This window comes from Alphaproteobacteria bacterium (genome assembly GCA_040216735.1).
In the GTDB taxonomy this organism is placed as follows: Bacteria; Pseudomonadota; Alphaproteobacteria; order SHVP01; family SHVP01; genus CALJDF01.
In genome coordinates this window covers 887,617-901,978 of record JAVJOO010000002.1, presented here as the reverse complement: position 1 = coordinate 901,978, position 14,362 = coordinate 887,617, and the positions used below count along the sequence as shown (strand labels likewise).

At 60.0% G+C, this 14,362-nt stretch carries 13 protein-coding genes; 6 read left to right on the top strand and 7 right to left on the bottom strand.

What is annotated here, in order from left to right; all coding sequences use genetic code 11:
- Positions 1 to 2 precede the first annotated feature (2 nt).
- The 5 genes from upp to RID42_05570 form a co-directional block, all read right to left on the bottom strand.
- The gene (gene upp / locus RID42_05590; GenBank protein ID MEQ8247136.1) at positions 3 to 629 is read right to left on the bottom strand and encodes a uracil phosphoribosyltransferase; all 627 of its coding nucleotides are present in this window, start codon (positions 627 to 629) and stop codon (positions 3 to 5) included.
- Between the two features lie 22 nt (positions 630 to 651).
- The gene (locus RID42_05585; GenBank protein ID MEQ8247135.1) at positions 652 to 1,179 is read right to left on the bottom strand and encodes a VUT family protein; all 528 of its coding nucleotides are present in this window, start codon (positions 1,177 to 1,179) and stop codon (positions 652 to 654) included.
- Between the two features lie 96 nt (positions 1,180 to 1,275).
- Positions 1,276 to 1,566 (bottom strand): 50S ribosomal protein L28, encoded by a 291-nt coding sequence (gene rpmB / locus RID42_05580; GenBank protein ID MEQ8247134.1) that lies wholly within the window; start codon positions 1,564 to 1,566, stop codon positions 1,276 to 1,278.
- Positions 1,567 to 1,772: 206 nt separating this feature from the next.
- Complete coding sequence (meaB, locus tag RID42_05575) at positions 1,773 to 2,813, bottom strand: methylmalonyl Co-A mutase-associated GTPase MeaB (GenBank protein ID MEQ8247133.1); 1,041 nt, start codon at positions 2,811 to 2,813, stop codon at positions 1,773 to 1,775.
- A gap of 78 nt (positions 2,814 to 2,891) precedes the next feature.
- The gene (locus RID42_05570) at positions 2,892 to 3,635 is read right to left on the bottom strand and encodes a hypothetical protein (GenBank protein MEQ8247132.1); all 744 of its coding nucleotides are present in this window, start codon (positions 3,633 to 3,635) and stop codon (positions 2,892 to 2,894) included.
- Positions 3,636 to 4,249: 614 nt separating this feature from the next.
- Between RID42_05570 and RID42_05565 the strand changes: the two genes are divergently transcribed.
- Entirely contained in the window at positions 4,250 to 4,636 is a 387-nt protein-coding gene (locus RID42_05565; protein ID MEQ8247131.1) for a DUF4389 domain-containing protein, read from the top strand.
- A 17-nt stretch (positions 4,637 to 4,653) separates the two neighbouring features.
- Here the strand turns inward: RID42_05565 and scpA are convergent, their stop codons facing one another.
- Together scpA and RID42_05555 are read right to left on the bottom strand one after the other, a co-directional pair.
- Complete coding sequence (scpA, locus tag RID42_05560; protein ID MEQ8247130.1) at positions 4,654 to 6,795, bottom strand: methylmalonyl-CoA mutase; 2,142 nt, start codon at positions 6,793 to 6,795, stop codon at positions 4,654 to 4,656.
- A gap of 64 nt (positions 6,796 to 6,859) precedes the next feature.
- Positions 6,860 to 8,767 carry a methyltransferase domain-containing protein gene (locus RID42_05555; GenBank protein ID MEQ8247129.1) on the bottom strand — a complete coding sequence of 636 codons (1,908 nt, stop codon included), beginning with the start codon at positions 8,765 to 8,767 and terminating at the stop codon, positions 6,860 to 6,862.
- Between the two features lie 170 nt (positions 8,768 to 8,937).
- Here RID42_05555 and RID42_05550 point away from each other — a divergent pair, with 170 nt between their 5' ends.
- From RID42_05550 to RID42_05530, 5 genes are all read left to right on the top strand, one after another.
- Positions 8,938 to 11,469: a helicase-related protein gene (locus RID42_05550; protein ID MEQ8247128.1), complete on the top strand. Its 2,532-nt coding sequence runs from the start codon at positions 8,938 to 8,940 to the stop codon at positions 11,467 to 11,469.
- Between the two features lie 31 nt (positions 11,470 to 11,500).
- Positions 11,501 to 11,959: a TerB family tellurite resistance protein gene (locus tag RID42_05545; protein MEQ8247127.1), complete on the top strand. Its 459-nt coding sequence runs from the start codon at positions 11,501 to 11,503 to the stop codon at positions 11,957 to 11,959.
- Between the two features lie 81 nt (positions 11,960 to 12,040).
- Positions 12,041 to 12,376 carry a ferredoxin family protein gene (locus RID42_05540; GenBank protein MEQ8247126.1) on the top strand — a complete coding sequence of 112 codons (336 nt, stop codon included), beginning with the start codon at positions 12,041 to 12,043 and terminating at the stop codon, positions 12,374 to 12,376.
- A 224-nt stretch (positions 12,377 to 12,600) separates the two neighbouring features.
- On the top strand, positions 12,601 to 13,458 hold the full coding sequence (locus RID42_05535) for a CarD family transcriptional regulator (protein ID MEQ8247125.1): 858 nt from the start codon (positions 12,601 to 12,603) through the stop codon (positions 13,456 to 13,458).
- Between the two features lie 95 nt (positions 13,459 to 13,553).
- Positions 13,554 to 14,357, top strand: a complete 804-nt coding sequence (locus tag RID42_05530; protein ID MEQ8247124.1) for a hypothetical protein — start codon at positions 13,554 to 13,556, stop codon at positions 14,355 to 14,357.
- The last annotated feature ends 5 nt before the right edge of the window (positions 14,358 to 14,362 follow it).

Genomic DNA, 14,362 nt, shown 5'->3' with positions numbered 1-14,362 from the left:
CGCTACTTCGTGCCGAACAGTCGATCGCCAGCATCGCCGAGACCGGGAACGATATAGGCATGGTCGTTCAGTTTCTCGTCTAGCGCCGCGACAAAAATCGAAACTTTCGGGTGGGATTCGCTTAGTCGAGCAACGCCCTCGGGCGCCGCGACCAACGCCATGAATCGGATATTCTCGTCGGCGACGCCCCGTTTATTCAACGCGTCGAGAGCGTGCACCGCCGAGTTGCCCGTCGCGAGCATCGGATCGACGACAATGAACAAACGCCCTTCGGCCTCGGGCAACTTGACCAAGTACTCGATCGCTTCCAGCGTATCGGGATCGCGGTAGACCCCGACGTGACCGACCCGCGCCGACGGCATCAGTTCCAGCAAGCCGTCGGCCATGCCCAAACCGGCGCGCAGAATCGGAACAATCGCGACCTTTTTCCCGGCAATGAAGCGCCCCATCGTCTCGGCAACGGGCGTCGTCACCTTCTCATGCCGCACCGGCAGGTCGCGGGTTAACTCGTAGCCCATCAGGAGACCGATCTCCTTGAGCAATGCCCGAAAGTCCTTCGTCGAACACGCGACGTCTCGCATAAGGCTCAGCTTGTGCGCAATAAGGGGATGGTCGAGAACATTGAGCATAGGAACGTCGCCTTGTTGAGGATTAGTGCAGGCCGATCTCCGTCCGCCGAGCGGGCATCGCCGCAACATAGACCATCAACGCGCGATAGGGGATCAGCAGCGTCGCGGCCATCGCCAACTTCACCCCAAAGTCGCCGATTCCCAAGGTAACCCACGGAACGCCTGTCCCGGCAAACGCGAGGCTGAAGAAAATCGCCGTATCGATCGCCGATGCCGAAACCGACGAGGCAAGCGGCGCGCGCCACCATGTGGTTCGCCGTAGCCGATCGAAGACCGCAATATCGAGAAGCTGCCCCGCTAGAAACGCGGTTCCGCTTGCGATGCCGATCCGCGGGCCGGCGAGGACGCCGGAGAGCACGACGCCAATCAAAAATCCGACATAAACGACGCGACGCGCGCGGGAGGGACCGAACCGCCTGTTCGTGAGGTCGGTAACGAGAAAGGCTATCGGAAAAGTGAACGCGCCCCACGTCAGGAAGTCGTTAATCGGAAATTGGACAAGGAAATTCGAGGCGACGACGATCGCCACCATCGCGACAATTGGAAACATCAATGGGCGAAATTGTGGCAATGCAGTACCCTGCATGCTGCGATGTGGGGGAGCCGGGCCAAACAGCGGCATGGCGCGAGTGCCATACCGGATGAACTAAGCGGCGGCAGCCGCCGTCTTAACGACCCGCTTCTTGATCTGCCGTACGCGATCGCTGAGGTGTTCGTCCTTCGCTTTGGCGACGAACGCATCGAAACCACCCGCATGATCCACCGATCGCTGCGCTTGCCGAGAAATTCTCAGACGAAAACTTTGCCCGAGCGAGTCGCTCATCAACGACACGTCCAGAAGGTTCGGTAGGAACCGGCGGCGGGTCTTGTTGTGTGCGTGACTGACATTGTTGCCGGTCAGAACGCCTTTTCCGGTGAGTTCACAACGTCTAGACATCTCGTATCCTCTCAACATCTTCCGGCGCGCGCCGGAAGGGCGTTTGTTTAGTTCCCCGAGCCATCAGCGTCAAGACACCCCACGCTGGCGCAACCTGTGCCACGAAACGCGTCCAGGTGGAAAAAATAAACCCATTCAAAATCAAAGGCTTAGGCGAAGGTGGCCTTGGACGCCTCAAATTGGACCCATCCGCCCCCGACGACGGGCTATCCCGTTTGCGGTCCGGTGTGTCCCGTTTTTTCACCGTCGCGCGCGCCACGGCGAAAAAAGGCGTCCCTCACCTGGCGAGCGGCGGCTGGGGGAAGTAGGCGCTGGGCGATCACCTCTTGTTCGAGCGCCTTGGCAACCGCATTGGTCGCATCGTCGCGCCGCAGTTCGTCCATAATCCCACCGTTGACCTCCTGCCACAACCAGTCGGAAAGCTGGCGCTCCCGCCGGTGGGAAAAATCGCCCGAGCCGCGCAGCGTCGCGGCGCACCGTTCGACGGTGCGCCAAACATCGCCGATTCCCCGTCGCTCCAGCGCCGAACACTTGACGACCTCCGGCTTCCAGTGGAGCGACTGCGCACGCAGGAGGCCCAAGGCTCCTTTGTAGTCGGCAGCGATTCGACCGGCGGCAGGGATGAGATCGCCATCGCACTTGTTGACGACAATCAAATCGACTAATTCCACGATTCCGCGTTTGATCCCTTGAAGCTCGTCGCCGCCGCCTGGCGCGATAAGCAAAAGGAAAAGATCGACCATGTTGGCAACGGCAGCTTCCGATTGGCCAACACCCACCGTTTCAACGATCACAACATCATAACCGGCGGCTTCACACAGGAGAATAGCCTCACGGGTACGGCGGGCCACGCCGCCCAACGTGCACCCTGCCGCCGACGGTCGGACAAAGGCCGCAGGGTGCCGACTCAAGTCGTCCATCCTGGTTTTGTCGCCCAAGATTGCACCGCCCGATAGTCGGCTGGACGGATCGACCGCGAGAACGGCAACCCGGTGGCCGGCATTCACGAGGTGCATGCCGAATGCTTCAACGAAGGTCGACTTCCCCGCACCTGGCGCACCGGAAACCCCCAGTCGAGTGGCACGGCCAGTTTGGGGCAGGAGCGAGGTAATCAGATTCTCAGCCTGTGCTTGATGGTCGGGGCGCTCGGACTCGATCAAGGTGATCCCACGCGCCAGGCCACGCCGATTGCCGGCCAGTATCGACGATCTTAGCTCTTGGGCGTCAAAGCCGCTGGACCCGTTCATAGGGCCGCTCGACGGCAGGCAAGGTATCGCGGCACCATGTTTTCCGGATAGACAGCTCGGGATCGTCGTAGGGGCGGGTTAACGATTTTCCCCCGCAGGCGGATCGGTTCCCATGATACCGCGATATAGCGCGTTGACCGTATCTTCACCGAGGGCTTCGCGGGTTTCGCTGCGGATCCGCATCGCGTCGGCGATGAGTTTTTCGCGGTCGAGCGCACGGGCTTGGCTCCTTCTCTTAGCGCGGCCAAACGGGTTCAGGGACACCTGCGACGCTAGGTGTTTCAACCGGCGGGCGCCCTTTAGGACAATCGTCTTGTCGAACGGCGAAATAGTGTCCTCCTCCACAGGGGCGTCGAACGGGTCGGATCTTGCCTGCTCTACTTCGCTGCGCGTCTCCACTGCCCAACTGGGCTCAATCGGCGGCAACGCTACAACGGTGCGAAGAGGATCGGATTCTTCCCAGTCTGGATCGAACAGCTCAATCGCCGCATCGCCCTGTGCCGGCCCCCGCTCAGAAGCCCAGTCAGGTTCGACCGGTGGCGGCCTGGACCCAGGCGACGGGTTGCGCTCCCACGCCGGATCGAAGAGCGCGGTAGGCTCGGGCTGCGTTTGCGCGCCGTCGTCGGCCCAAGACGGTTCGATCGGCGGAAGCGGTCCGCGGCGTATCCGCAGAGCTCGGTCGGTCGCCCAGTCCGGCTCAAAAACGGCTCGCGCCGCTGTCTCTTCGGCCTCAAGCGCCTCGGAAACAGCATCCGGGACCCATGGCGGATCGATCGGCCCTCGGAGGATCACCGGTGGGCGATTATTTGGCGCTACGTCCACCCAAGGCGGATCGGCTGGTTGGCTCTCATCAGTCTCAGTCTCTGCGCGTGCCCAATCCGGCTCAATCGGTGGCGGGGGATCATTGTTGGGGCGATCGTCTTCGACCCACGGCGGGTCAACCGGCTTTGGCTGCCTCGGCGCGGCGACTGTCCGTGCCCAAGGGGGGTCCGGCGGCGCGGTTTCGGCCAACGCGGCGCGCAATTCCTCGCCCCCGTCGGTTGGCTCGACGGCCCAAGGCGGGTCGATCTGTTTTGGCGGCGCGCTATTCTCGCGATCGTTTCGGGCCCAATCGGGCTCGAATGGTTCAGGGGCGCGACCGACCGGTAGCGCCGCCTCAGTCGCCCAGTCGGGTTCGATTGGCGGTGGCGGATCGTTTGAAGGGCGCGTATCCCGGACCCATGGCGGATCGTCGGTCGGAAGGTCGCTTCGGCGTGCGCGCCTGACGGGAGCTCTTGCCATATCTATTCACCTAGTCGCCATGATAGACCACAATCCCCTGGCTCGCCCGAATCTGGCGTTACAGTGACGGTCAGGCGTTGTTCATTGCCCCGGAATCATGGCAACGTTGGCTAAACGACCCGTTAACACCCGAGAAGTAGGCGACCTAGACACCGATGGCCGACCGAGACACCGAAATCGCGGGCAACCTAACAAACCCGGAGGTATGGGTTCGCGTGGTCTTCATGCTGCTCTATGCCGTCGCGTTTTATCTCGCGATTTGGGTGGGCGCGGCAGTCGTCCTGATCCAGCTCGGTTTCAAGTTGATTTCGGGGCGCGCTGTTCCGCGCCTCGCCGCGTTTGGCACAAGCCTGGGCCACTATTTTCGGCAGATCACGGCGTTCGAGACCTTTAGCTCTGAACTGAGACCCTGGCCCATGAGCCCTTGGCCGTCGGCGGCAACGCCGAGTGGAGCTTCCGGAAACAGAGCCCGGGCGACCAAAGTAAATCGGACACGCGTCGTGCAGACCGCCGCGCGCCGCGCGCAGGACGAAAAGCCCTAACAGCAGCGCCTCTTGCGCTACGCGGCCGCCCGGTTGTCGCCCAGTAGCGTGAGAATTCTATCGGCTGCGGCAACGATGTTGCTACCGGGGCCAAAGATTGCCCCGACACCGGCCTTGTAGAGGAAGTCGTAATCCTTAGGCGGGATGATCCCCCCTACCACGACGACAATATCTCCAGCGCCCTCTTCCTTCAGTGCCGCGACCAACTGCGGCACCAGCGTCTTATGGGCCGCCGCCTGCGAGGAAATCCCGATTACGTGAACGTCGTTCTCCACTGCTTGCTTTGCGGCTTCGCTCGGCGTTGCAAAGAGGGGGCCGATATCGACATCGAAGCCAATATCGGCCAGCGCGGTCGCAATGACCTTGGCACCACGGTCATGTCCGTCCTGCCCGAGTTTTGCAACCAGAATCCTTGGACGCCGGCCCTCCCGCGCTGCAAAACGATCGACCGCTTGACGCGTATTCGAATATCCCGCGTCGTCATCGAAAGCCTCTCCGTACACGCCCGAAACCGCCATCGTTTGCGCGCGGTGACGCCCGAAAACGTCTTCAAGTGCTGCGGACACTTCGCCGAGCGTCGCCCGCGCCCGCATGGCGTCGACACTAAGCGCAAGGAGGTTGCCGTCGCCCTTAGCGCCGGCGCGTAGCGCCTTTAGCGCAGCGTCGACCTTGCCCGAATCGCGGCTGTTCCGGATCGCTTTCAATCTTTCGATCTGCTGCGCCCGGACGCGTTGGTTGTCGACCTCCAGCAAATCCAAATCGTCCGTCTTATCCACTCTGTATTTGTTGACCCCGACGATGACCTCTTCGCCGCGATCGATGCGGGCTTGCTTTCTGGCTGAAGATTCCTCAATGCGCAGTTTTGGCAGACCTTGCGCGACGGCCTTGGTCATCCCACCAAGCTCTTCGACCTCTTCGATCAGCGCTCTCGCCTCCTGGACCAACGCGTCGGTCAGAGCCTCGACGTAGTAAGATCCGCCAAGCGGGTCCACCACATGGGTGACGCCGGTTTCCTCGGCAAGGATGAGTTGGGTGTTGCGGGCAATTCGTGCCGAAAGCTCGGAAGGCAGCGCCAGCGCTTCGTCGAAGGCGTTCGTATGGAGGCTTTGCGTCCCACCCAGAACCGCCGCCATCGCTTCGTAGGCGGTTCGCACGACATTGTTGTGTGGATCTTGTTCGGTCAAGGAGACCCCGGAGGTTTGACAATGGGTTCGCAGCGACAACGACCGAACGTCTTTTGGATCGAACGCTTGCATCAGTTCTGCCCACAGCACCCGGGCGGCCCTAAGTTTTGCGACTTCCATGAAGAAATTCATGCCGATGCAGAAGAAAAACGATAGCCGTGGTGCGAAAGCATCGACGTCGAGACCGGTGGCGATCGCCGCTTTGACGTACTCCAAACCGTCAGCGAGCGTATAGGCGAGCTCTTGAACCAGCGTCGCGCCCGCCTCTTGCATGTGATAGCCGGAAATCGAAATGGAGTTGAATCGCGGCATCTCGCGGGCCGTGTAGCCGATGATGTCGGCAACGATCCGCATCGACGGCTCCGGCGGGTAGATGTAGGTGTTCCGCACCATAAATTCTTTGAGAATGTCATTCTGGATCGTTCCCGAGAGCTTCTCGGTCGGCACGCCCTGTTCCTCGGCTGCAACGACATAGCCCGCCAGTACCGGCAACACCGCGCCGTTCATCGTCATAGATACGCTGACCTTGTCGAGCGGAATGCCGTCGAAGAGGGCCTTCATGTCTTCGACCGAATCGATCGCGACGCCGGCTTTGCCGACATCGCCCTCTACTCGAGGATGATCGGAGTCGTACCCGCGGTGAGTCGCTAAATCGAATGCGACGGACAGGCCCGTCTGCCCGGCCGCGAGGGCACGCCGGTAAAAGGCGTTGGATTCTGCAGCGGTCGAGAACCCGGCATATTGCCGAATAGTCCAGGGGCGGTTCGCGTACATACTCGCCCGCGGCCCCCTTAAGTAGGGCGCAAACCCAGGGAGCCCCGGCAGGCGATGTGCGGCATCAGCTTCGGTGTAAAGTGGTTTGACGGGTATCCCTTCGGGGGTGTGCCAAACGAGACTGTCGATGGCCTCCCCCTTGAGTTCCTTTTTTGCCAGGGCCTGCCACTCGGCCAACGTCGGTGTCTCAAACTTTGTCATCGGTCTCACTTTTTCGCAGATGCGAAATCAGTATGAGAAACCAGCGTCGCGAGTGTCAAACCGGCTAGGTCGCGGCCACCAACCCACGCTGCGCCGCAACACGCGCCTGTGCGGCCTCCACGATCATCCTGAGCAGGTCGGAGTACCTAAGCCCTTCGAACCCCGCCATGATGTTCATCTTCGCATCCCACGACCAGCCCGGGTTCGGATTGACCTCAAGCAGCTTGATCCGGCCCGCCGAATCCGCCCGGAAGTCGAAGCGCGCATAGTCGCGGCATCCAAGCCGATCGAACAACGCCCGCGAATTATCGGCAAGAAGCCGCCGCTCCTCCTCCGGCAGATCGGCCTCTTTGTATTTGATCTGCGTCCAGTACGCCGAAGAAGGATCCCACTTTGACTCGTAACCTAAGATTTTCGGCAAGTCCGCATCCAAACCGCTGTAATCGACCTCCAGCACCGGCATGACGTGGAAGTCGAATCCGGGGTTGCCGATGACACCGACGGAGTACTCGGCACCGTCCAAGTACTCTTGGACGAGCAGCGGTCGGTTCGGCAGGAGTTCACGGAGCTCGTTGATGTAGTTGATGGCCTCTTCCGGCGTTCGAACGACCGCGTTCTTGGTGATTCCGATACTGGAATCTCCAAAGTTCGGTTTGATCATTGCCGGAAAGATGCCCGGGAGCGTCGCGGCCTGATCGGTGGGATCGAAGAATGTCTCCGACGGAACTGGAACGTCGAGGGACTGGGCAACCGCGCGGACTAGTGCTTTGTCGTAGCACAACCCGAGCGCGGCCGGCGCCGCACCGGAATACGGCACACCGAGGATCTCCAACATCGCCGGCACGTGGAGCTCCAAAAACGCATCGTTATTGAATCCCTCGTCGCACAAATTGAGGACAAAGCTTGGCTGATTCGTACGCAACTCGGTCCAGAGCGATTGGTGGTTGTCGAGATACTTGAAGGAAACACCTTCCATCTCAGCTAGAGCCTCTTTCAGACGCTCGATTGTGTCGAGATCTTCGGGGTTGAATTGTCCGCCCAGTTTGACGCTATCGGGCAACCGCGGATCGCCCATCAGGACGGTCACCTCCGGGAAGGGGACCTCGCGCTTACGCGTCACGGTGGACTTTGGCGGCGCTTCGGAAGTGAGAAAGAGGCGGTGGGCCATCATCCCCAAGTCTTGGTTCCGAGACGAATCGCTTTGCACCTCGGCGTGGAAGCGAACTTGGGTAAAACCAACCGACTCCATCAGATCTTGGATTTCTTTTCGCGTATAGAGGCGCTCGGAATAGAACTGGTCTGCGAGTACGCCGCGCTCGGCGTGTACCACTACTTCGCGCGAGATCAAGCGCCTGCCATCACGCGCCAGGTTCCGTTCTCGACAAACGAAATGATTCTCGTCGATCCACTCCCAGGAACGCCGCTCGAAACGATCCTTCATCCACTCGCCGTCGGCGATATCCATGACGAGCGTGCCGCGAGAGACTAACGCTTTCTTCGCGGTTTCCAAGACGGCTGCGTCGTCTTCCTCTCGGTCAAAATAACCGAAGGAGTTCCCCATCATGATGACGCAGTGGAACGATGCAGGCTTCAACCGAACGGTCCGTGCGTCGCCTTCGCGAAATGCTGCGTTCAGCCCCTCTTTTCGCGCGCGCGTCCGCGCGAGACGAACGAGGTAGCGCGACCTATCGACCCCGGTGACATGCCGAAAACCGCGCCGAGCCAACTCGAGGGTGTGCCGGCCCTGCCCACAACACAGATCGAGTACGTGATCGTTTAATTCGAGGCCGGCGGTTTTGAGCAACAGATCGATGTCGATCTTTGTATTGGCCGCGTTCTCGACGACATCGCCATCGGTTTTGAGATACAGCGAATTGAAAAGCGTCTGCCACCAATCGGACGGCAGGTGGCGTTCGAGATCCGAGACAGGGCCCAGAGTCCGTCCGGTCGTAGGGTTGTTGGGTTCTCTCATTTTCGTGGTTTCACGTACCTTGCCTATTTGCGGCCGATCGGCGGCAGCGACCGGGGATGGCACCACAAAACGATGTCACAGACCGGCCTTAGGACGAATCCGGGCCTGTGCACAAGGGATTTGTTGACCCCCCCTTGTCGAAGCAGCCGACGATCTGATCTGGTGGCGGTATGTCGCGGCCCATGGATATCGAAACGCCCGCGCCGGTAGTCGCCGTCCTTGGGCCGACGAACACCGGAAAAACCCACCTGGCGGTCGAGCGGTTGCTCGCCCATCGGAGCGGGATGATCGGACTGCCTCTCCGGCTCTTGGCCCGCGAGGTCTTTGATCGCGTTGCCGGTCGGATCGGCGGCGAACAGGTTGCGCTGGTGACGGGCGAAGAGCGTCTGGTGCCACGCTCGCCCCGCTTTTGGGTCTGCACGGTCGAGGCCATGCCGATCTCCGTGCCCGTTGAGTTCCTCGCTGTCGACGAAATCCAGCTCGCGGCCGATCCGGAGCGCGGACACACCTTCACCGACCGGCTGATTTCGGCGCGCGGCACCCAGGAGACCATGTTCCTGGGATCGGACACCATACGTCCGCTGCTAAAGCGATTGATACCGGGCGTACGTATCGAGGGGCGCCCGCGGCTCTCCCGTCTCAGCTTTGCGGGGCACCACAAGCTATCGCGTCTACCCCGGCGCTCAGCGGTCATCGCTTACCGGGCTGAAGATGTTTACGCGATTGCCGAAGTCCTGCGCCGCCAGAAAGGCGGCGCGGCCGTGGTCATGGGGGCGCTCAGTCCGCGCACCCGGAATGCCCAAGTCGCCATGTTTGAAGCGGGCGAAGTCGACTACCTCGTCGCCACCGACGCGGTCGGGATGGGCCTCAACCTTGGGATCGATCATGTGGCATTTGCGGCACGACATAAATTCGACGGCCGGATCGAACGGCGATTAACTTCCGCGGAAATCGCCCAGGTTGCCGGTCGCGCCGGACGTCATTTGAACGACGGTACATTCGGGACAACCGGGGAAGCGAAACCGTTCGAAGACGATTTGGTGAGCGCGGTCGAATCGCATGGTTTTCCAGCCTTGACTCAGATTCGATACCGTAACGCCGATCTCGACTTCTCGTCCGTTCCCGGCCTCATCACAAGCCTTGAGGCACCGCCCCGCAAGAGCTTTCTGCGACCCGCCCACGAGGCCTCCGACATCCAAACGCTGCGTAGCCTTTACCGCGAGCCCGACATCGCCCAGGCAGCGCGATCCCCCGCCAATGTCTCGCTTCTTTGGCAGGTCTGCACCATTCCCGATTTTCAACAGATGCTTCACGAAACCCATACCAATTTGTTGGGCCAACTCTTTCGTCACCTGGCCGGCGCGACGCGACGGCTCCCCCACGATTTACTCGCGCGCAATATCGAACATCTCGATCGCACATCCGGCGACATCGACACACTGCAGATGCGGCTCGCTCATATCCGGACATGGACCTACATCGCACACCAGCGAGATTGGGTCGAAGCCCCGAGGCATTGGCAAGAACGCGCGATCGCAGTTGAAGATCGACTGTCCGACGCACTTCATGCACGATTGACGCAGCGGTTTGTCGACAAGCACCATGTGGCCACGTTGCGGCGACTCCGTGAGTCCGGCACACTTGCCGTCCAGGTGGAAGAGGACGATGCCGTCTCAGTCGACGGCGCTATCGTCGGCAAAATGCGTGGACTGAAGTTCTCACCTTCCATCAACCTACCGGCATCCGACCGTAAGGCAATTCGCCGCGAACTTCGCTCCGAGGTGGAGCGGCGCGCAAGCGCAGTCCTGTCGAGCGACGATGACTTTTTCGAAATCAAGGCGGGTACTATAGAATGGCAAGGCGCGTCGATCGCGCGCCTTGCCCGCGGCGAATTGGTGCGTCGCCCCTTGGTCGACCTGATTGACGATGACGCCACGTTAGACGCCCGGTATCGATCTCTCTTGCAGTCGCGAGTAACGCGATGGCTCGACAAGCATATCTCGACAGTCTTGGCCCCGCTGATTCAACTCGATCGAATGGAGTTCAAGGGAGCATGCCGCGGCCTAGCATACCAACTGGTCGAAAATTTCGGCGTCACCCGTGCAACGGACGTCGCCAACTTGCTCAAGGATTTGCTCCCGAACGAAAGACAGCAACTCAGAAGACTCGGCGTAACGTTTGGGCGTTACTTCGTTTATCTCGCGACAATGCTCAAGCAAAAGCGCGCGGTCTTAGCGTTGGAACTTCACTGCGTATTCCATGGCCGACCAATCCTCGACCTCCCCGTAGGCAGGGTGTCGTTCGAAGTACCACGAGACATTGATCATGACCTGTTCAAGGCCTGCGGTTTTTGGCGCATCGGCGGTCGAGCCGTCCGTGTCGATGCTCTCGAACGCCTCGACCAGGCGCTAGCAGGCGTCGGTCCAACCGTTCGAGAAACCCCCCAACTCCTGTCTCTGATCGGGTTTCCCCGCAGCGAATTCTCGCTGGCCATGGAGTTTCTCGGCTACCGACAATCCGATCAGACCAAAGGTCTCTTTTCGATTGCGGCATCGCGGCCTGTTTCCCACAAGAACCGGAGACAAAAAATACCAAAGGTCGCTGCGACCGCCTCGCCCTTCGCGGTCCTCCGAGAACTCTACCCCGTTCAACCTGGACCGCAACCAAGCAAGGGGAATGGACGCGGTGCAACTCAATCTTGATCTTCATCCGACAGGCTGATACGACCGCAATATGCTTGATCGTCTCCGCCGCCTCTTCGAAGCTCCCTCTCCGACGAAGGAGATGGGCGAGAATCCTGAGGCGAAACAGATCGCTATTGCTGCATTGCTTTTCCATGCCGCCACGCTGGACGGGGAGATCGACCCTGCCGAGGAGCAAGTCATTGCCGATCTCCTAGTCCAGCGCTTCGATCTGAACCCGACCGACCTCCAGACGTTGCTGGGGGATGCCCGGGCGGCAGAAGAAAATACCAACCAAATCCTTCGCTTTACGCGCGATATCAAGATGCACGCCAGTCATGAGGATCGAATCGCGCTTCTTGAGATGCTGTGGGAAGTTGTTTTTGCCGATGGCGAGGAACACGCGTTTGAGGCGAACTTGATGCGGCGCGTCGCCGGACTCATTTATGTGACCGACCAAGAATCGGGCGCTGCACGGCTGCGGGTTCGTCAACGCCTTGGCCTCGCGTAAAGGCTAATCGACGTTCAAAAACTATGGCACGCCGGATCGGTCTCGGTTAGGCTCTGCCGTCGTCAGCGTGGAGAATGAGAGATGACGTACGTAGTTAACGACTCCTGCATCAAGTGCAAGCTGCAAGATTGTGTCGAGGTTTGCCCGGTAGACTGTTTCTATGAGGGCGAGGTGATGCTGGTCATCAACCCCGACGAGTGCATCGATTGCGGGGTCTGCGAGCCCGAGTGCCCCGTTGAAGCGATTCTTCCGGACACTGACGACCAGTCCAAGCCTTGGATCGAACTCAACACCGAATATTCGGCGAAATGGCCGAATATCACCCAAAAAGGCGACGTTCCCGCGGACGAAGCCGAGTTTCGCGGTGTGGCAGGAAAATTCGACAAATACTTCTCGGCCGATCCCGGCGGGTCCTGATCGAGCCAAAAACCTGGCAGCGGAAGCCTTTCCGCTCGGTGCACAGCGCTGGCCAACCGTGGCACTGAGCCGCCTTCTGTGCTACATCCTGCGCTCTAAGGATCGGATCCGCGGATTCTCGTGCCACCCAATGCAAGACGTGGGCTCTCTCGGGGCAAGGCTCTAACGGAGAAACCGCATCGACGGCTGGCAGGCAGTGCCGCGCACTGAATGGGGCCGAGAAAATGGCAGCGAGTAAGAAAAAGGCAGCGAAAAAGAAACCGGCTGTACCGAAGAAAAAGGCAGTTTCAGCCAAGAACAAGAAGGCGGTTTCTGCCAAGAAGAAGGCTAGCCCGCCAAAATCGAAAAAACCCAGCGCCGCAGTACCTAAAAAGAATAAAACAGCCGCTAAACCGAAGCCCACACCCTCTGAGGCTAAACGACCGGTAACCCCTAAAACTGCGTCGAAAGCCACCCCCAAATCCGCTGCTCCGGTCACACCGAAGCCAAGCGCACCGAAGCCAAGCGCACCGAAGAAGGTGCAGAGCCCTCAACCGACCCCGCCCCGAACCGGAGCCAATGTGACGCCAGTAAAAGCCGACAAGGCAAAGCGCAAACTACCCTTCGCGGTAAATGACTTCGTGGTCTATCCCACCCATGGCGTTGGAAAGATTACGGCTATCGAAGATAAGGAGATCTCCGGTATTCATTTGGAGATGTTTGTCGTCGAGTTCGACAAGGACAAAATGATTTTGCGCGTTCCTGTTGCCAAGGTCGACACCACAGGGATGCGAAAACTCGCTTCTCCCAAGATCATGGAAGACGCCATGACCACTCTGAAAGGCCGAGCGCGGGTCAAACGGACCATGTGGAGCCGGAGGGCCCAGGAATACGAAGCCAAGATCAACTCCGGCGACCCGATCTCCATCGCCGAAGTCGTCAGGGATCTCCATCGAAACGCCAACCAGCCTGAGCAGTCCTACAGCGAGCGCCAGATATACGAAGCCGCGCTGGATCGATTGGTCCGTGAGGTTGCCGCGGTCGAAAAGATCGACGAGGACGCGGCGCAATTGAGATTGCAGGCGGTCCTTCAGGCAGCATAAGGCAACGGGCAGCAACAGGTTGGAATGCTGGTACGCCGAAGGATCGAAGCGACGCCCCAGAGCGGATGCCGAACGCACCACGGTGCCCTGCGGGCATGATTGACGTCGACAGCGATGTATTCGGAAAACTGACCGCGACCCGCCGCGTTTGGGCCATCGGTGCCGTTCATGGCGACGCCACGAAGCTGAAGAAGCTGCATAGCGAGATCGCGACGCGCGCCCAACGCGGCGACCGCTTCGTCTATCTCGGGAACCTTCTTGGGTATGGCGACAAAATCCTTGAGACTCTCGATGAAACGTTAGCGTTTCGACGGTCGATGTTCGCGCCGGGGATGGAGTCAGGCGACTTCGTTTACCTGCGCGGTTCGCAAGAGGAAATGTGGAACAAGTTGCTGCAAATCCAGTTCGCTCCCAATCCTCGGGAGGTCTTCGAATGGATGATGCAGCAAGGCGTAGAGGCCACTCTTCAGGCTTATGGCGGTCGCGCCGACGAAGCTCGTACGTTGCTCGGCGAAGGCGCGATCGCAATTACACGATGGACCAATGCCCTTCGGGCTAGTGGTCAACGCCGGCCCGGCCACGACGACCTCCTTAACGGCGTGAAACGCGCCGCGTATACCGAGAATGGGCGGCTCCTCTTTGTGCATGCCGGCATCGATCCTCACCGGCCTTTATCCCAGCAGGGCGACACGTTTTGGTGGGGATCGGGATATTTCAGCGCGATCGACGGGCCATACGGCGACGTCAAGATGATCGTTCGTGGGTACGATCGGCGACACGCTGGCTTAGCAATGAATCAGTGGACCGCGACGGTCGATGCAGGTTGCGGATTCGGTGGGCGCCTTGCAGCGGCCTGCTTTCTCGCCGACGGTACGGCCTCGGAGTGGATCGAAGCATGAAACCT